This window comes from Arthrobacter sp. B2a2-09, from assembly GCF_027587375.1.
Classification (GTDB): Bacteria; Actinomycetota; Actinomycetes; order Actinomycetales; family Micrococcaceae; genus Arthrobacter.
In genome coordinates, this window is sequence record NZ_JAMXIC010000002.1 from 101,722 (window position 1) to 119,798 (window position 18,077).

The following is an 18,077-nucleotide window of genomic DNA, read 5'->3' on the forward strand; positions in this document are numbered from 1 at the left end:
GTGCTAACGATCGCATAAATTCGTTGAGAGGAACCGAAGTGACAGTACGAAGAGTAGTCACCGGCACGGACGGCGCGGGGAAGTCGGTGTTCGTCTCGGACGGGGCGGTACCCCACAGCCACGACTTCGAGACCATGCCGGGGCAGGCTCAGATCCGGGTCTGGTTCACCCCCGGGGCGCCGTCGACCATGCCACCCGACGCGGAGCCCACCGACAATCACGGCCCGGTGGTCCCTGGCCCCGGCGGTGCAAGCTTCGTGATCGTGCGTTACGCCCCCGACTCCGTGGTGAAGAGCCCGGATTTCGATCCGGCCGCGGCCGGTCAGGAGCTGGCCACCTACGCGCCGGATCTGGCTGAGGTGTTCGAGCCGGACGGGATGCACCGCACCCGCAGCGTCGACTACGGGGTGGTGCTGGAAGGGGAGGTGTGGCTCGAGCTGGACGACGGCGCGCAGGTGCGGCTGACGCCCGGCGACACTGTCGTGCAGCTCGCCGCCCGGCATGCCTGGCGGAACAAGACGAAGGCGCCGGCGACGGTGGCATTCGTGCTCACCGGCGTCGGCGCCTAACTCCTTGTGATGGGGAACGACGGCGGTGGCCGGCAGATCTGCCGGCCACCGCCGTCGTCCGTGCTTGACTGTCGTCAGACTGTCCGTGTCGTCAGAGGGTGACGACGTAGTTGCTGAAGCCGCCGCGCGGATCCTTCAGCCGTCCGGAGATTGCGGTGTTGACCTCCGACAATGGGAACGCCTCGGTCTCCAGGTACTTAAGGTCGAGGGTGCCGGTCTCGATCATGTCGGCCATTTCCTGACCTTGGGCCGCGGTGAACCAGTTCGAGCCGATGATCTGCACCTGCTCGTCCATCAGCCATTTCATGTCGACCGGGACCTCGTCGGCGACCCCCCCGACGTTGACCACGCGGCCGCCGCGCCGGACTCCGTGCATGGAGTCGACCATGGTAGCCGCGTCGGCTCGGGCCCCGAGAGCGCTGATCACAAAGTGGGCTCCGTCGCCACGAGTCCGGGCTTTGGTCCACTCCGCGGTCGACTGCTCTCCAAGCTTCAAGACCTCGATCCTGCGCGGTGAGAGGGCTTTCACCCGTTCAAGCAGCTCCTCGTTGCGGCCGGTGCCCAGGATCTTGGCCACGCCCATGCTCAAGCAGAGCACAGTCGATGCCACGCCGAGCGTGCCGGTGATGCCGTCGATTAAGGCCACGGTTCCCGGTCCGGCGCCGGCCAGACGGAGCGCCCCGTAGGCGGTGCCGATGTAGCCGAAACGGGCGGCAAGTTCGAACGGCAGATTGTCAGGGATCTTGACCAGAGCCTGCTGCGGCGCGGTCATGAACTCGCTGAACCCGCCGTAGGGGTAGAGATCGAAGATCCGCTGGCCGTCGCGAGAGGTGCTGAAGTACCCGTTGAGGGTGTAGTAGCGGCAGCGGCTGGGGGTGCCCGCGGAGCAGGCGTAGCAGCTGCCGCACGAACGCATCGGGCTCACGTACACACGGTCACCGGGCTTGACGTTGATGACCGACTCTCCGACCTCCTCCACCACGCCGCTGGGATCGAGCCCGAAGATCGCCGGGAAAGCAGGGATGGGCTGGTGGGGGAACCAGGTTGGCCAGTTGTTGATCACGTTGGCCATGTTCGGCACAATGCCGACGGCCTTGACCCTGACCAGTACGTCTGTAGCTCGGGGCTTGGGTACCTCGATGGTGTCAATCGACATGGGTTCGCCGATCTTGTGCAGCCGGGCTGCGCGCATCGTCGCCATTGACGGGCTCCTTCTAGGAAAAGGGTTGTCGTTGTGGGGGAGTGGGTCCGTGGGGGAGCTACTTGCGGTAGCTCTCCTCAAGCTCGATGTCGAGCAGGCCCATGATCCGTACGCCGGAGTTGTACCAGGCGATGGTCAGCGCGAGCTCCACCATCTGCTGGTCGTCGAGGTGCCCGGCCGCGGCTGCCCAGGTGGCGTCGGACACCTGCACTTTGGTGGTTGACTCGCGCGCGAGGGCAATTACGGCACGTTCGCCGTCGTCGAACAGCTCCGAGCTCTCGCCGTCAGCAACGGCGGCAAGCTGCTCGTCGGTGAGTCCGGCCTTGTGGCCGTGGGACTGGTGGTGGGCGATCTCGTACTCCGAGCCGGTGGTGTGGCCGACCGACAAGATCGCCAGCTCGCGCAGCTTCGGGCTCAGCTGTGAGCCGTCACGCAAGGCGTTGGCGTAGGACAGGAATGCGTCGAGCAGGACCGGGGCGTTCGCCAGTGCACGGAAGATGTTGGCGGTAGGTACCTTGCGCTCGGCCTCGAGGCGGTTCCACAGCGGCTGCTGGTGGACCGAAGCGGCGTCGTCGCGGGACAGGGAGGGGACTCGGGACATGATGTATATACTCCAGTCAGGTTGGGGGTCAGCGGGGCTGGGCTTCAGCAGGGTCGGGCTTCAGCGGGGTTGGGGGTTGGCCAGGAACTTCTCCAGCGTCATTGGCGCAGGAGGAACGGCCGGGGACTTCAGGGGGATGTCGACGAAGGCCGAGGCCTCGAAGTACCACTTCTCCAGGGCAGGGAGTCCCCAGCGAGCGTTGGTGCTGACCGCTTCGGCGTCCCAGCGCACCGGCTCGGTCTCGATGTCGATGGTCTGGTAGTGGCTGTTGAAGACCTCCACACGGTGGCCGTCCGGATCGCGAAGGTAGGCGAAGAGCATCCCGCCCGGCCCGTGCCGGCCCGGGCCGCGTTCGACCCCGTCTCCGTAGCCCATGATGCCGGCGAAGTCACAGGCGGTGAAGATGTCATGGCTCTCGGAGACGGTGTAGGCGAAATGGTGCAGACTGGGACCGTCGCCGGTCACCATGGCCAGGTCCAGGCAGGTGCCCTTGCGGTACATGAAGGCACCGATCAGCTCGTCGCCGTGCTCCAGGTACTCCGAGTTGCGGAACCCCAGGGCGCTGTAGAACGCACACAACTCATAGACGTCGGGTGTGAGCAGCTGGAAGTGGTCCAGCCGCTGGGCGCGGGCCCCCTGGTACTGCTCGAAATTGATGTGCAGCCGGGGCCGGGTCTCCATCGTGGCGCACAGCTCCAGCGGCGTCCCGACCGGATCGGACACGTGCAGCGTGCGGCCCTGGTGCGGCATTTGCACCCACTCGGCAGGGAGTTCGCGGTCGCGGAAGTAGCGGTAGGCCTCGTCCAGGTCCTCCTCGAAGAAAACGCGGAATCCGATCCGGCGGGCCGTGCCGCCGTCGCGGGTTTTCTCCAGCACGAGGCTGTGGTGACAGGCCTCGGCCAGGCCGCGCAGGTAGACCGTCGACTCGTCCTCCTCGCTAACCACAAGGCCGAGGACCTTGGTGTAGAAGTCGCGACTCGCCGCCAGGTCGGCGACGTTTAGTCGCAGGTGGCTGGTTCGGCTGATGTTGAACGGTGGGCGCAGATCGACCGGTGGTAGCAAGATGTCCTCCAATGGGCACAAGGGTGGTGCTATCGTTAGCAATTTTTTGTTTTGGTACGCTCGCAGGCGTGCATCTGTTGTTGGGTAGTGCGGTTCAGGCGGAACGCTGGCGCGTCGCCGCCGGCGGTGCAGCGGTGCTGCCGCGCCGTACGAGCCAACCCACCGACACCGACTCGTAAGGATCGTTGCCGGTCGGCGGGTTGTTGAGTCGGCGGATGAACCAGAGTCCGCAGGAGGTGGCCACGTCGCCGATGGGGAGACTGATAGTGGTGAGTCCGGGTCCCCACCAGGAGAACCCGCTCTGATCGCCGAAGCCGACAACGGACAGCTCGGTGGGAACGTCGACGCCCATTTCCAGCAAGCCATCCAAGGCGCCGACGGTGTGCAGGACGGACCCAAGGACGACAGCGGTCGGCGGGCTCGGCCGGTTCAGCAACTGACGCACCGCCTCGCGAGCATGCTCGGGCGAGGCCGGGGCGCCAAGTTCGACCTGGTTGGAGCGTGGCGAAACTCCCCGGTCACGGAGCGCCTGGCGGTAGCCCTCGAGTCGCTCCCGGCCGGTCGGCAGGTCAGCCGGAGCACCGATGTAGGCGATCCGGGTATGGCCGAGATCGAGCAGATGCGTCGTGGCATCGTGCAGGGCCCGGTGATCATCGAGACCGAACCACTGCGCGCCCAATGACGCGTGCCTGCGCAGCAGCTGGACATGCGGCATGCCCCGCAGCAGGTTGACCGAGTCACCGTGTGGGCTCGGGGTCGGTGCGATCACCACGCCCGCCGCGCGGCTGGCGGACAGCTCGCGCAGGTGGCGGCGCTCGATGAGGCGATCGTCGAACGTCTCGGCCAGCATCAGCTGGTAGTCCTCGGCGGCCATGATCGCGGACAGCTCGTGGGCGATGGTGAAGTAGAAGCTGTTGCGGATGTCGGGGATGACCAGCCCCACGACATTGCTCGGGGCGCCCCGCATCATCCGGGCCGCGTGGTTGCCCACGTAGCCCAGCTCGGAGGCCGCCTGACGGACGCGGGCCTTGGTCTGCTCACTGATGCGGGTGTCGTCGACCAGCGCCCGTCCGACGGTGGAGACCGACAGCTGCAGGTGTGCAGCGATATCCTTTGTCGTGACCATCGTTCCTCCTGACGCAAGTCTGTTAGCTGATCATCGTATACGGCGAATGGCCTAGGACCGGGCACTGATGCAATCCGAGCCGACCCGTCATTCCAGTGCTAACGATAGCACGGTTTTGGGCGCGGTCAAGAAGGTGCCGGGGCCTTGGTGTCACGGCCGGGGCGGGCCGGCTCACCCGGAATACTGCGATTCCCGCCCTTTGAGGGATAGCGGTAAGTCCGGGCATCCCCTTGTCCAGCTGCCGCCGGACGTTGTCAGGACCTTCGGAAAGATCCCTCTTGACCCTGGCTTACGGCATGCTATCGTTAGCACAAGTACGCAGCGCACACCCGTTCCACCCTTCGAGGACGTGCTTCGGACAACCCGGCCGGTGTGCCGGCGCGAGGTCGGCCCCGATCACATCAGTGCTCGATCCTCAGCCATGCGAACACAATCCCCTCTCAACTAGGAGACAATGATGTCCCACCCGATCCCTTCCGGTGCCAGCCGGACCCCCCGTGCAGCCGGTGTAGTCGGTTCCGCCGTTGAGCACGCCGTACCCACGTACCCCGAGCCTATGGATGCGATCTCCGTGGACGCGATCCCCGCCAGCCCGGCGCCATCCCGGGTGAAGAACAACCCCGAAGGCAAAGCCACCAAGGCCGTCGCCGCCGTCTCGCTCGGGGTGCTGGCGTTCACGTTCATGCTCAATGCGATGGACCGGCAGGTCTTCCCGCCCCTGCTGACCACGATCAGCAACGAGTACGGGTTCACCCTGCAGTCCGGTGGACTGCTGGCCACGATCTTCACCCTCGGGATGGCGGTCGCGGGCATCCCCGCCGGGTTCCTGGTCGAGCGGTTCTCGCGCAAAACCGTCCTGGTGTTCAGCATCGTGATCTACTCCCTAGGAACCCTGGCTACCCCGCTGGCGTCCTCGTGGGGCGACATGGCCCTCTACCGGATCATCTCGGGGCTGGGTGAGGGGATGCAGGCCGCGGCCCTTTTCGCCGCTGTCGGCGCGTTTTTCCACAACCGTCGCGGCCTCGCCCTGGGGGTCTTGGGCTTCGCGTTCGGACTGGGTGCCATATTCGGTCCGCCGCTCGGTGTCACGTTCACCGGCCAGTTCGGATCGTGGCGGTCCCCGTTCATCATCTTCGGGCTGCTCGGCCTGCTGGTCGCTTTGGTGGCCGCGTTGACCGTCAGCCGCAAGTTCACCGAGCGGGCGATCAGCTTGACCGGCGTCGAAGGTTCCTACGACTACATGCCGGCCAAAGCCTACAACCGCAACTCCTTGGCGATTGCCGCTGCCTCCGGCTGCGGCGCCCTCGCTCTCTACGGGTTTCTTGGTCTGTATCCGACCTTCCTGACCACTCAACTTCACGTGTCCACCGGTCAGTCCGCGCTGGCGCTCAGCTTCGTGGGCCTGGGAGGACTGGCCGGCCTGTTCGGGGGCTGGATAGGCGACCGGATCAACCAGCGGATCCTTTTGATCATTTCCCTGGTCGTGATGGCGGTGATCGGTGTGCTGATCTACGTGGTGCAGGCCTCGTTCGTCTGGCAGTGCGTCTTCGCCTGCCTGATGGGTGTGTTCGGTACCGGTGTCTTCTTCCCCAACACCAACAGCGCGATCCAGCGGGCGGTCCGACCGCACCAGGTCGGGAGAGCCGCCGGCCTGTTCGTCACCTGCTACTACGGATCGGCCGCCTTCTCCGGGCTGCTGTTCGCGGCGCTGGTCCCGATGCTTGGCTGGCAGGGAGCCGGCCTGCTGCAGGTCACCGTGCTGCCCCTGGTGGCGGCCGCGATCATGCTGATCGTGCGGACATCACTGTTCAACAACGCAGCCCGGGCGGCCACGCATTGATCACCGTCGTGATCACAACGGAAGGAGAACCAAGTGCCTGACGCCAGTTCGCATGATCGCGCTCTCGGCGCGCTGACCGGGATCGTCGTTGCCGACTTCAGCCGGGTACTCGCCGCACCCTACGCGACAATGTTGTTCGGTGACCTTGGCGCCGACGTGATCAAGATAGAGCGTCCGGGTCTTGGTGACGACACCCGCCAGTGGGGTCCACCGTTCACCCATGATCACGAGGCGACGTACTTCTTGTCGGTGAACCGCAACAAGCGATCATTCACGGCGGACATGTCCGACCCGGCAGACCACGACGACCTGATCGAGCTGATTCGGCGCGCTGACGTGCTGATCGAGAACTTCCGTCCGGGCACGATGGCACGGCACGGGTTGTCCTACGAGCAGGTTGCCGCGATCAACCCGCAGTTGGTGTATTGCTCGATCACCGGGTTCGGCTCGAAGGAGGCCGCCGCGGCTTTGCCCGGCTACGACCTGCTGGTGCAGGCCGTGGGAGGACTGATGAGCGTGACCGGCCCGGGCCCGGGTGAACCGGTCAAGGCCGGCGTCGCCCTGGTCGACGTGCTGACCGGCCTGCACGCCGCCATTGGCGTTCTGGCCGCGCTGCGTGCACGGGAGACAACCGGCCGGGGCCAACTCGTTGAGGTCAACCTGCTCAGTACCTTGCTGTCCAGCATGGTCAACCAGAGCGTCGGTTACACCGCCGGAGGCGCGGTCCCGGGCATCCTGGGGAACAGGCACCCTTCGATCGCGCCCTATCAGCTGTTCCCGGCTTCCGACCGGCCGGTCGTCATCGCGGTCGGGAACGACCGGCAGTTCGCCTTGATGTGTGAGGAACTCGGAATCCCCGAGGCGGCGAACGATCCACGTTTCGCGAGCAACCCGGCCCGTGTCGCCCACATCGACGAACTCGATCAGGCCATCACGGCGCGGACCATCGAGCATCCCGCCGAGCATTGGTACCGGGTCCTGTCGGCCCGCGGAGTCCCCTGCGGCCCCGTCAACGACATCGCCGGTGCCTTCGCGATGGCCAGCGAGCTGGGCCTCAACGCCCGCGTCGCCGTGGGGGCCGGCCAGGACAGCGTTGACTTGGCCGCCAACCCGATCACACTGTCCGAAACGCCAGTCACCTACGATCGTCGGCCACCACGGCTCGGGCAGCACGCCGAAGAAGTGCGCGCCTGGCTTCACAGCCCGACCACCAACGAACCTCCGCAACACCGCCACAGCAGCCTCAACCACCAGCCAATGGGAGCACACCAGTGACCGACCTCGCCACCGACTACCTCGACATCGACTCCCTGCTCACCCAGCAGGAGATCGATCTGCGCAGCCAGGTCCGCCAGTTCGTCGACGACCGGATCCGGCCCAACATCAAGTCCTGGTACGAAGACGCGGTCTTCCCCCAGGATCTGGTCAAGGAATTAGGGAGTCTCGGCCTGCTGGGCATGCACCTGAAGGGGTACGGTTGCGGCAGCCGCAGCGCCGTCGAGTACGGGATCGCCGCCATGGAGCTTGAAGCCGGCGACTCCGGCATCCGCACCTTCGTGTCCGTGCAGGGCTCGCTCGCCATGAGCGCAATCTCCAAGTTCGGTTCGGAGGAGCACAAGCAGCGGTGGTTGCCTGGAATGGCCGCAGGTGAGCTGATCGGCTGCTTCGGACTCACCGAGCCCACTGCGGGCAGCGACCCCGCCAACATGCTCACCCGGGCCGAGCGTGAAGCGTCAGGTTGGGTGCTGAACGGAGCCAAACGCTGGATCGGTCTTGCCTCCATCGCCGATGTTGCGATCATCTGGGCTTGCACCGAGGACGGCATCCGCGGCTTCGTCGTCCCGACCGATACGCCAGGGTTCTCGGCCACCCCGATCTCCGAGAAGCTGTCGATGCGTGCGTCCATCCAGTGCGATATCACCATGGAGGACGTCCATCTACCGGACAGCGCCGCGTTACCGGGCGTGGCCGGCCTCCGTGGTCCGTTCTCCTGCCTCAACGAAGCGAGGTACGGCATCATGTGGGGTGCCATGGGCGCCGCCCGTGATGCTTACGAGACTGTCTTGGCCTACGCGAGTCAGCGCACGCAGTTCGGCAAACCGCTCGCCTCGTTCCAGCTCACCCAGCAGAAGCTGGTGGACATGGTCCTGGAAATCCAGAAGGGAACGCTCGTGGCCCTCCAGACTGGGCGGCTCAAAGACGACGGCCGTCTGCGTCCCGAGCAGATCTCCTTCGGCAAGCTCAACAACGTCCGCCAGGCGATCGAGATCTGCCGTTCCGCCCGCACGATCCTCGGCGGAAACGGGATCACCCTCGAGCACTCACCCCTTCGGCACGCCAACAATCTCGAGAGCGTGCGAACCTATGAGGGCACCGACGAGATCCATACGCTGATCATGGGGCGCGCGATCACCGGCATCCCGAGCTTCTCGTAGCATGCGGGGGAGCATCGTGACCGGGAAGCCGGCTTTGCGCGAAACCGTCCCGGGCCGCGGGGCCGCAGCCGCTGAAACAGTTACCGAGACCCGTACCGCCTATCTTGACCATGCCGGTTTCCGCTTTGCCGTCCTGACCCTGGAGAACTCCGGCCACCGTCCCGTGACCCTGGGCCCGGCATCGCTCGCCGGGTTCGAGGCCGCGGTGCGCGCCCTGGACTTGTCCGGGGTGGATGCGGTGGCCGTGACCGGCAAAGGCCCGGTTTTCTGTGCCGGTGCGGACCTGAAGACGATGACGGAGGCTGCCACCCCGGAGCAGGCCGAGGACGTGGCGCTCCGGGGTCTGGCGGCGCTCGGCCGGCTGGCGGCGCTGCCGGTGCCCACCTTCGCGTTCGTCAACGGGGCCGCGTTGGGCGGCGGGCTGGAACTTGCCCTGCATGCGGACTACCGCACCGCCGCGGACTCGGTCCGGGCCCTGGGCTTTCCCGAGGTCCGCCTCGGTCTGGTCCCTGGCTGGGGCGGCATCCCGCGTACACTGGCGCTACTCGGCCCCGCACAGACGGCCCGTTTGGCGGTCACGGATTCACTCGCGGGCAGGAACCTCTCCGCCCGGGCCGCGTCCGGGCTTGGCTTGGTCGATGCCATACTGCGGGAAGACGGATTCCTGGCGGCATCGCTGGATTTCGCCGTCGGTATCCTCTCCGGTACGGCCGCGGCGCCTTCCCGCGCTGCCCGCAGCGCGGATCAGGACCCCTCCGTCGTAGTTGGTTCCGTCGCAGTGGAGGCTGTCCGTGCCCAGCTCGACGTCCGCCTGAACGGCGCCGCGCCCGCCCCCTACCGCGCCCTGGAGCTGATCGCGGCGGCGGCCACCCCCGCCGGTACCGCCGGCACTGCCACCACCTCCGGAAGGGCGGCGGAGATCAGGGCTTTCGGTGAGCTGCTGCTCTCCGATGAGGCCCGTGCCGGTATTTACGCCTTCCACCTCACCCAGTCGTTGGCGAAGAAGCCCGCGGGCAGGCCGGCCGCGGCACCGTTGCCGGTGCACTCGGTAGGCGTCGTGGGTGCCGGGCTGATGGCCAGCCAGCTCGCCCTCGTCCTCGCGCAGCAACTGCGGGTACCGGTGCGGATCACGGACCTGTCCCAAGAGCGCATCGACAAGGCACTGGAGTGGACCGCCGGACAACTGGACAAACTCGTGGGCCGCGGGAGCCTGGGGACCGCCGATGCCGAGGCGGTCCGCGCCCTGGTCACCGGAGGCACAGACAAAGCAGCCTTCGCGGACTGCGACGTGGTGATCGAGGCCGTCTTCGAAGATCTGGAGCTCAAACGCGCCGTGTTCGCCGAGCTTGAACCGCTGTTGCGGCCGGACGCCCTGCTGCTGACCAACACCTCCTCGCTGTCCATCGAGGCCATGGGCGCCGACCTTGCCCGCCCGGGGCGGCTGATCGGCTTCCACTTCTTCAACCCTGTGGCCGTGCTGCCATTGGTGGAAATCATCACCGCGCCACACACGGACGAAACCACGCTTGCGACGGCGTTCGAGCTGGCCCGGCGGCTGCGCAAGACAGCCGTTCTCGCCACGGACACGGCAGGCTTCGTGGTGAACCGCGTGCTGACCCGGCTCTTCAGCGAAATCCTCACCCTGATCGACGACGGCGCCGATCCCGCCGTCGTGAACCATTCGCTGGATCCGCTGGGCCTGCCCATGACCCCGCTGCAACTGCTGCAATTCATCGGCCCAGCCGTGCAGCTGCATATCTGCGAGGCCATGCAACGGGCGTATCCGCAGCGGTTCGCCGTGAGTACCAGCCTCACGAAGCTGGTCGCCGCGGGGCTTCCCGGCTATCTGGACGACGACGGCGGCCTCTCACCTGCCGCGGCCGCCCTGCTGCCGGCGTCCAACCCGGCAGATGCCGGCGCCATCCGCGCGCGAATCCTGGCCGGACTGGCCCAGGAAGTCACGGCCATGCTCGACGAAGGTGTGGTGGCCGGACCCGAGCAGATCGACCTGTGCATGATCCTCGGCGCCAACTACCCCTTCCACACCGGCGGCCTGACCCCACTGCTGGACCGGGAAGCAGGCACCGCCTTCCATCCGGAGCTGCGCGTGGCCGTCCCAGCCCGGCCCCGAACCGCCCGTCCCGCCCGAGGAGAGAAATGAGACCCACCAATGCTGATGTCGTCATCGTCGGAGCCGCCCGCACGCCACAGGGCAGGCTGATGGGGCAGCTGGCCCCGTTGTCCGCCGTCGAGCTCGGCGCCGCCGCGATCGCCGCGGCCCTGGACCGGGCCAAGATCCGTCCCGATGCCGTCGACGCCGTCATCATGGGACACGTGCTCCAGGCCGGGGCTGGACAGAATCCTGCCCGGCAGGCCGCCGTCGCCGGAGGCATCCCGCTCAGCGCCCACGCCGCCACCGTCAACAAAGTGTGCCTGTCCGGACTCAGTGCCATTATTGACGCATACCGGCTGCTGCGGCTCGGTGAAGCCGCGGTGGTTGTCGCCGGTGGACAGGAATCAATGAGCAACGCCCCTCACCTGCTGCCGGGTTCCCGCACCGGCCACCTCTACGGCGACGCCATGCTGATTGACTCGGCCGCTCACGACGGACTCACCGACGCCTTCGATCACGAGGCCATGGGCCTGGCCACCGACCGTGCCAATGACGCTCTGGGCATTTCCCGCGCCGAGCAGGACAAAGCCGCCGCCGACTCCCACCAGCGCGCTGCTGCAGCCCAGGCCGCCGGGCTCTTCGACGCGGAAATCGTCCCGGTCAAGGTGCCGCGCCGCCGCGGCGAGCCCCAGCTGGCAGGCACCGACGAGGGCGTACGTCCGGATAGCAACGAGGAGTCGCTCGCTAGGCTCAGGCCCGCTTTCTCCCCGACCGGCACGGTTACCGCCGGCAATGCTTCGCCCCTCAATGACGGCGCGGCCGCCGCGGTCCTGACAACCCGCGGCTATGCGGACGCCCACGGCCTCGAGATCCTGGCGGTGCTCGGCGCCCCGGGACAGACAGCGGGCCCGGACACCTCGCTGCCGGACAAACCCGCCCGCGCCATCGGCAAGGCGCTCCAGACGGCCGGCTGGAGCGTGGAGGATCTGGACTTCGTGGAGATCAATGAGGCATTTGCCTCGGTGGCCCTGCATTCGGCGGCACAGCTCGGGATCGGCATGGACAAAGTCAACGTCAACGGCGGAGCGATCGCGATTGGCCATCCTCTCGGTGCCTCCGGTGCGCGGGTTGTGGTCGCCGCCGCGTACGAACTCATGCGCCGCGGCACCGGCAAGGCAGCGGTAGCACTGTGTGGCGGCGGCGGCCAGGGCGAAGCGCTGCTCCTGTCACGTTGACTCAACCAGACCGATGCTCCGCCTAAGTAGATGAGTCAGTAGGCGCTGCTCGGTCCCTCACCGCCGCACTATGGTTCGCAGGAGTTTCAGGGCCACGGAGATGGAGGCGAGGTCCACCTGCCCGGGTTTGGTGACCTCCGCGAAGGTGTCCTTGATCCTTCCCAGTTGCTCATGGTGTCCGCGTTCCCACTCCACAATGCGTTCCACGGCATTGGCACCTGTCGCATTAGGGCTCTGGGTGGTCTGCATGACGGAAATGGTCATGTCTGCCACGGCGGAGTACACATCGTCGCGCAACGAGGCCCGGGCCAGGGCTTCCCAGCGGTTCTGCCGGGGCAGGTCGGTGATGCGCAGCAGCAGACTCAACGCACCGATCCGGTGGAAAACCGCATAGTACAGATCTGCGATCGCGGTGAGTGGTTCTTCAACCAGTTCCGAAATCAAGGAGATCTCCAGGAGCCCGAAGCTTTCCAGCAGATCGGAGGCGCGCCGTACCAGCTCATCCGGCATCCCGACGTCGGCCCAACGCGCCAGCCGGTCCTCGGTGTGGTCACGATCGGAGCCGCGCAGAAAGTCCAGGGTCCGGGTCCGCAGCAGCCCAAAAGTCGGCGCGATCCTCGCAAGGGCATCCTCGATAGGCTGGTCCCGATGATCGTGTGTCACATACCAGCGGGTTGCCCGGTCCAGGGCCCTGCGCATGTACAGTGCCATTTCTGCGGCGTGTTCGCGGGGAAACCCGACGGGAAGGGCGGCCATCCTGCCCGTTATCCACTGCAGGCCGTACACCTCGCGGACTACCACGAAGGCTCTGGCCACGGCCGCGGCGGTGGCCGTGGTTTCCTCGATGGCGCGGAAGGCGAACGTGATCCCTCCAAGGTTGATCATGTCGTTGGCCACTACTGTGCAGATAATCTGCCGGCGCAGGGGGTGGGAGTCCAGTTCGGCATCGAAGCGCTCGGACAGCTGGCGGGGAAAGTAGCCTCGGAGGATCCGCTTGAACCAGGGATCGTCGGCGAGGTCGCTCGCGGTGAGCTCCTTGGCCAGTTCGATCTTTGCGTAGGCGGCAAGCACCGACAGTTCGGGGGCGGTCAGCCCGGTGCCTGCCCGCAGCCGGTCCTGGAGTTGTTCCGTGCTCGGCAGCCCCTCCAAGCCGCGGTCCAAGTCCGCGGCGTTCTCGAGCCAGTCCATGATCCGCTCAAAGCCGGGACTCAGCTCCAGTGCCTGGTGCCGGTCGTTGAACAGGAGGACGTTCTGGTCCCTGTTGTTTGCCAGGACCAGGCGGCTTACCTCATCGGTCAGGGAACGCAGGAAGCCCGCACGTTCAGCAGGCCCCATCTTCCCGGCGGCGATCATCCGGTCGATGAAGATCTTGATGTTGACCTCGTGGTCCGAGCAGTCCACGCCGGCCGAATTGTCTATCGCGTCGGTGTTGAGGAGGACGCCGGCGAGGGCCGCCTCGATCCGGCCGCGCTGCGTGAAGCCCAGGTTCCCGCCCTCGGCCACGATCCGGGCCCTCAGCTCGTTGCCATTGACCCTGATGGCGTCGTTGGCTTTGTCACCCACGTGCGTTTGGTCCTCCGTGGAGGCTTTGACGTACGTTCCGATGCCGCCGTTGTAGAGCAGGTCCACGGGCGCCCGGAGAATGGCCTGCATCAGCGCGTGGGGAGGCAGCGAGACCGTTCCCGGTTCCAGGCCGAGGGCCGTCCGGACCTGCTCCGTAATCCCGATGGCTTTGGCCCGGCGGGAATGAACGCCCCCGCCCGCACTGATCAGCGAAGGATCGTAGTCCGCCCAGGAGGAACGCGGAAGACCGAAGAGACGCCTGCGTTCTTCGAAGGACCTTGGCGCGTCGGGGCTCGGGTCAAGAAAGATGTCCCGATGGTCGAAAGCCGCCACCAGACGAATGTGCGGTGAGAGCAGCATCGCGTTTCCGAATACGTCGCCGCTCATGTCTCCGATGCCGGCCACAGTGAAGTCCTCGCGCTGTGAATCCACGCCGAGCTCACTGAAGTGGTGTTTCGCGGATTCCCACGCGCCACGGGCCGTGATGCCCATCTGCTTATGGTCATATCCCACGGATCCCCCGGAAGCGAACGCGTCGCCGAGCCAAAAGCCGTATTCCCGGGCCACGGAATTGGCCGCATCGGAAAACGAGGCGGTTCCCTTGTCGGCTGCAACCACCAGGTAGTAGTCATCGCCGTCATGGCGCACCACGCGGTCCGGGGGCACCACCGACTCGCCCTGCCCTGAGGCGAGCAAATTGTCCGTGACGTCCAGCATGCCCTTGACGAAGATCCGGTAGCACTCCAGGCCTTCAGCGAGCCAGGCCTCGCGGTCTAGGACCGGGTCCGGCAATCGTTTGGGATAGAAGCCTCCTTTTGCCCCGGTGGGCACAATGACGGAGTTCTTCACGTTCTGAGCCTTGACCAGCCCCAGGACCTCGGTCCGGAAATCCTCACTTCGGTCAGACCAGCGCACCCCCCCGCGCGCCAAGTCCCCGAAGCGCAGATGGACGGCTTCCACCCGCGGCGAGTAGACCCAGATCTCGTATTTCGGCCGCGGAAACGGTGCACCGGTGATCGCCGCAGGATTGACTTTGAAGCTCAGGTAGGCCTTGTCCAGGAAGTAGTTGGTCCGCGTTGTGGCTTCCACGAGGTTCATGAAGGTGCGCAGCAGACGGTCTGCGTCGAGGACCGGAATGTCGTCGATGGCGGCCGTCAACTCTTTCTTCGCGTCAGCAGTTTTCCGGACACGGTCAGGCTCGTCCAGCCCTGGATCGAACTTCGCTTGGAACAGGGCCAGGAGCGCGCGCGTTGCCCGGACGTTGCTGATCAGCGTGTCCGCGATGAAACCGTACGAGTTGGTGGTCCCCAGCTGCTGGAGGTACTTCGCGTAGCTCCTCAGGATTGCGGCGTGCCGCCAACCCACCCGCTCCCGGATGACGAGTGCGTCGATCCGGTCGGATTCGATGTCCCCCCGCATGGCGGCCGTGAAGGCATCCGCGAGCAGGCCGCTGGTTTCCCCGGGGTCGACGCCGTCGGGATACTTCACGCCGAGGTCGTAGAGAAAGAAATCCTGTCCATTCCCCCGCCGGACTTCGAAAGGCCGTTGGTCCAGTACTTCGAGCCCGAGGTTGTGCAGGAAGGGCAGGATCTGCGTGAGGCTCCTGGGCTTTGTCAGGTAAAGGCGGATCCGGGCGTCCTCCACGAGCGTGCTCGAGGCGCCCTTCCTGACGTAGACCGTGAGCAGCGGGTCCCCGTATGGTCTGCCGCCTGTACCGTCCAGGTCGAACGTCTCGAAATTGATGATGTCCGTGACCGCGGCTTCCACGTCGTAGACCGCGCGATAACTGGCGGGAAATGCGTCCGACCAGAGCCCGGCGAGCCTTGCGGCCTCTGCTGCCGGGAAGCGGTCACGGATCGCATCGTCGAGCCCGTCCGACCAGGAGCGGGTAGCAGCGATCAGGCGCCGCTCGAGCTGGGAAGGGTCGACGACGTCGGTGTTGGACGCCGGCGCGTCCGGCGCTGCATCACCATGGATCCGGAAGAACACCCGGGCCATGGGTGACTCGGTCAGGCGGACCTCGAAATCGACAGAGTCCGCCTTGAACGCCCGCCTGAGTTCTTCTTCCATCAACAGCCGCACCGCCGTGCTGTAGCGGCGGCGCGGGAAGAAGACGAGCGCCGACACGAACCGTCCAAAGCTGTCCGGACGAAGGAACACGCGGATCCGCTGCAGCACCTCGGCACGAAGAATTTCGCCCGCCAGGCGGGCGAGGCCATCCGCCTCCATGTGGAACAGCTCGTCCCTCGGAAAGGTCTCCAGGACAGCCATGAGTTCCTTGGCCTGGTGGGATCGGGGCGTAACCCCCAGTCTTTCGCTGACTGCCTGGACTTTCTCCCGGAGTACCGGAATCCGCAGGACCGACTCGTGCCCGGCGCCGGGCGTGAACAACCCCAAGAAGCGCCGTTCGCCGGTAGCCCGGCCGGTTGCGTCGAACACTTGCAGGCGCACTTCGTCCAGGTACGAGCGCCTCAGGACCGTGGACCGCAGCTCGGAGGTGGCAAGAGCGAGTGCGTGGGGCTCGCGGATATTGGGTGCGTCCGGCCCGGCGCTTTTGGCGGCGTCCCGCTGCGGCCGCCTCAACAGACCGAGCGCGGAGCCTTGCCGTTCGGCGAGCATTTCCTGGCCGCCCGCCGTCGTGAGCTCAAATTCGGCGTAACCGAGGAACAGGAAGTTGCCGTCAGCCATCCAGAGAAGCAACTCACGAAGCTGTCCTCGTGGCGGAACCACGGATTCGGGGAATCCGCCCACCGAGGTGACAGCCTCGGACACCTTCCTGCTGATGGCTCCCTCGTCATCGGCGACAACGCGAACATCGTCCAACACCCTGTGCAGGCGTTCCGTGAGCTCGCGCGTGGCGGTCTCATCAGCCAGCTTGGCGATTTCCACGGCCACCCAGGTCTCGCACGTTCCACGGGCCGACCCCAGGGACTCTTCCAGGAGTCCTTCTCTGGAAGGGCCAGGGCGGACGCCCAGCAGCATACGGGAATCCGGATCGCGCAGCACATGGAAGATCGGATGCACGAGCAGCCGGATCGAGGCCCCTTCACGGGTGAGCTCCGCCGTTACGGAGTGAACCAGATAGGGCATGTCCTCGGCAACCACGGCAACGATACTCGCGTCCAGCTCGTTCAGGATGCCGATTGCGGCCCGTCCTGGAGCCCGCGACGACGCCACTTTCAGATGGTGCCCGGCCCGCGCCCGGAGCGTCTCAGGACTGTAGCTCCGCAGATCCTCCGTGGGTACATGAGCGTAGTAGTCAGTCAGGAACTGCCTGTCGGGCTTGAAGGCGCCGGGCGCGGCAATATGCTCCGCGTGGTCTGATTTGGGTGACATGCCAGTGCGCCTCCACAACGCGGGGTGCCATTCGCAAACTGCGGTTGATCATCTTGTCCTCGCGCATGTGTTTATCATCGCCACCACCGGGAAACACGTCCAGAGCCACCGGCGTCGCGGGTTCTCTATGTGTTTGAACTCGTCCTATTTGCTGTTCGAAGGTGCGGGTCGAGGACCAGGAACGCGAAGTTGAGTCTCCGCGGTCCGGGTCCGATGTCCGGCCACGATGGCACGGCGTCTTTTCGGAGATCTGCCTTCCCACTACGGCAACGTCTTCTGGTCTGGGCTTGAGGGCTGGCGGGCCTGATGTTGGTCTGGAATGCACCCGTCAAACGTTGGCCCGGAAGTCTCAGGCCCGTCCCTGACTGCATGGTCCGAAGCCTTTATCGGCGCACAGGTGGTGGACTTGGTGAGGATGTCAACAGCGAGAGGAATGCCGGCGGTCACCGGGACGGTGACCGATTCCACTGGACTCCATGGCGAGGGAGCCGTCACCGAAGAAGCCTGTCCTGCAATGGGCACACCCATAGGCCAAGGAGGTCTATCCGGCCTTCTTCGAGTGGTGCATCCGTAACGGAGCCATGGGTGGAAGGCTGGCTCCCAGAATTGCTCCAACGTCACCGGCGACTACAGTCTCGATGCGTTCGGTTGGCCATAAGGGCATGTCTGTCCTGATGGCATCAGTTGTTTCCTGGCAGCGGGACAGGAGGGACGCGCCGCTTATCCTCCAAATTGTGGAGAGCTGGTGGCAGGCCCAGCAGCAGTTGCTCAGATGCTCAATCGTCACTGAGGTTGTTCGGGCCTTGATCCGGTTACGTTACAACCCCAGTAGGCGAGCGGTGACGTGAGCGTGCAATCCGACCAGCGCCGCTTGCTGAAACGCCTTCTTCGCCAAACATCGAACGGCGCTGCGTCACTCTCGAAGAGGACGTGAGGCACGCCGGCCCCGCCGGGCCTCGTTCCTGTTTCGTCGGTGGAGCCTCTTTGTCGCCTCGT

The 18,077-nt window shown here is 65.8% G+C and carries 11 protein-coding genes; 6 read left to right on the forward strand and 5 right to left on the reverse strand.

What is annotated here, in order from left to right; genetic code table 11:
* Positions 1-38: 38 nt before the first annotated feature.
* The gene (locus NFJ07_RS02585) at positions 39-569 is read left to right on the forward strand and encodes a cupin domain-containing protein (protein WP_269992277.1); all 531 of its coding nucleotides are present in this window, start codon (positions 39-41) and stop codon (positions 567-569) included.
* 91 nt (positions 570-660) lie between these two features.
* Here the strand turns inward: NFJ07_RS02585 and NFJ07_RS02590 are convergent, their stop codons facing one another.
* The 4 genes from NFJ07_RS02590 to NFJ07_RS02605 all read right to left on the reverse strand — a co-directional run bounded on the left by NFJ07_RS02590 (position 661) and on the right by NFJ07_RS02605 (position 4,559).
* Positions 661-1,770: an alcohol dehydrogenase catalytic domain-containing protein gene (locus tag NFJ07_RS02590; protein WP_269992278.1), complete on the reverse strand. Its 1,110-nt coding sequence runs from the start codon at positions 1,768-1,770 to the stop codon at positions 661-663.
* A gap of 58 nt (positions 1,771-1,828) precedes the next feature.
* On the reverse strand, positions 1,829-2,371 hold the full coding sequence (locus NFJ07_RS02595; RefSeq protein WP_269992280.1) for a carboxymuconolactone decarboxylase family protein: 543 nt from the start codon (positions 2,369-2,371) through the stop codon (positions 1,829-1,831).
* A 60-nt stretch (positions 2,372-2,431) separates the two neighbouring features.
* On the reverse strand, positions 2,432-3,433 hold the full coding sequence (locus NFJ07_RS02600) for a VOC family protein (protein ID WP_269992281.1): 1,002 nt from the start codon (positions 3,431-3,433) through the stop codon (positions 2,432-2,434).
* A 94-nt stretch (positions 3,434-3,527) separates the two neighbouring features.
* Complete coding sequence (locus NFJ07_RS02605) at positions 3,528-4,559, reverse strand: LacI family DNA-binding transcriptional regulator (protein ID WP_269992283.1); 1,032 nt, start codon at positions 4,557-4,559, stop codon at positions 3,528-3,530.
* A 457-nt stretch (positions 4,560-5,016) separates the two neighbouring features.
* Between NFJ07_RS02605 and NFJ07_RS02610 the strand changes: the two genes are divergently transcribed.
* From NFJ07_RS02610 to NFJ07_RS02630, 5 genes are read left to right on the forward strand one after another with little or no spacing between them, the layout of a single operon-like run.
* Positions 5,017-6,399, forward strand: a complete 1,383-nt coding sequence (locus tag NFJ07_RS02610; protein ID WP_269992284.1) for an MFS transporter — start codon at positions 5,017-5,019, stop codon at positions 6,397-6,399.
* 33 nt (positions 6,400-6,432) lie between these two features.
* Positions 6,433-7,674 carry a CaiB/BaiF CoA transferase family protein gene (locus tag NFJ07_RS02615; protein WP_269992286.1) on the forward strand — a complete coding sequence of 414 codons (1,242 nt, stop codon included), beginning with the start codon at positions 6,433-6,435 and terminating at the stop codon, positions 7,672-7,674.
* The gene (locus NFJ07_RS02620) at positions 7,671-8,834 is read left to right on the forward strand and encodes an acyl-CoA dehydrogenase family protein (protein WP_269992288.1); all 1,164 of its coding nucleotides are present in this window, start codon (positions 7,671-7,673) and stop codon (positions 8,832-8,834) included. The genes NFJ07_RS02615 and NFJ07_RS02620 overlap by 4 nt, the downstream gene beginning before the upstream one ends.
* Positions 8,835-8,850: 16 nt before the next feature.
* The gene (locus NFJ07_RS02625; RefSeq protein WP_269992289.1) at positions 8,851-10,995 is read left to right on the forward strand and encodes a 3-hydroxyacyl-CoA dehydrogenase NAD-binding domain-containing protein; all 2,145 of its coding nucleotides are present in this window, start codon (positions 8,851-8,853) and stop codon (positions 10,993-10,995) included.
* A complete protein-coding gene (locus NFJ07_RS02630; protein WP_269992291.1) occupies positions 10,992-12,182 on the forward strand; it encodes an acetyl-CoA C-acetyltransferase in 1,191 nt (396 codons plus the stop codon). The genes NFJ07_RS02625 and NFJ07_RS02630 overlap by 4 nt, the downstream gene beginning before the upstream one ends.
* Before the next feature lie 57 nt (positions 12,183-12,239).
* Here the strand turns inward: NFJ07_RS02630 and NFJ07_RS02635 are convergent, their stop codons facing one another.
* Positions 12,240-17,081, reverse strand: a complete 4,842-nt coding sequence (locus NFJ07_RS02635) for an NAD-glutamate dehydrogenase (RefSeq protein WP_269992293.1) — start codon at positions 17,079-17,081, stop codon at positions 12,240-12,242.
* Positions 17,082-18,077: the final 996 nt, after the last annotated feature.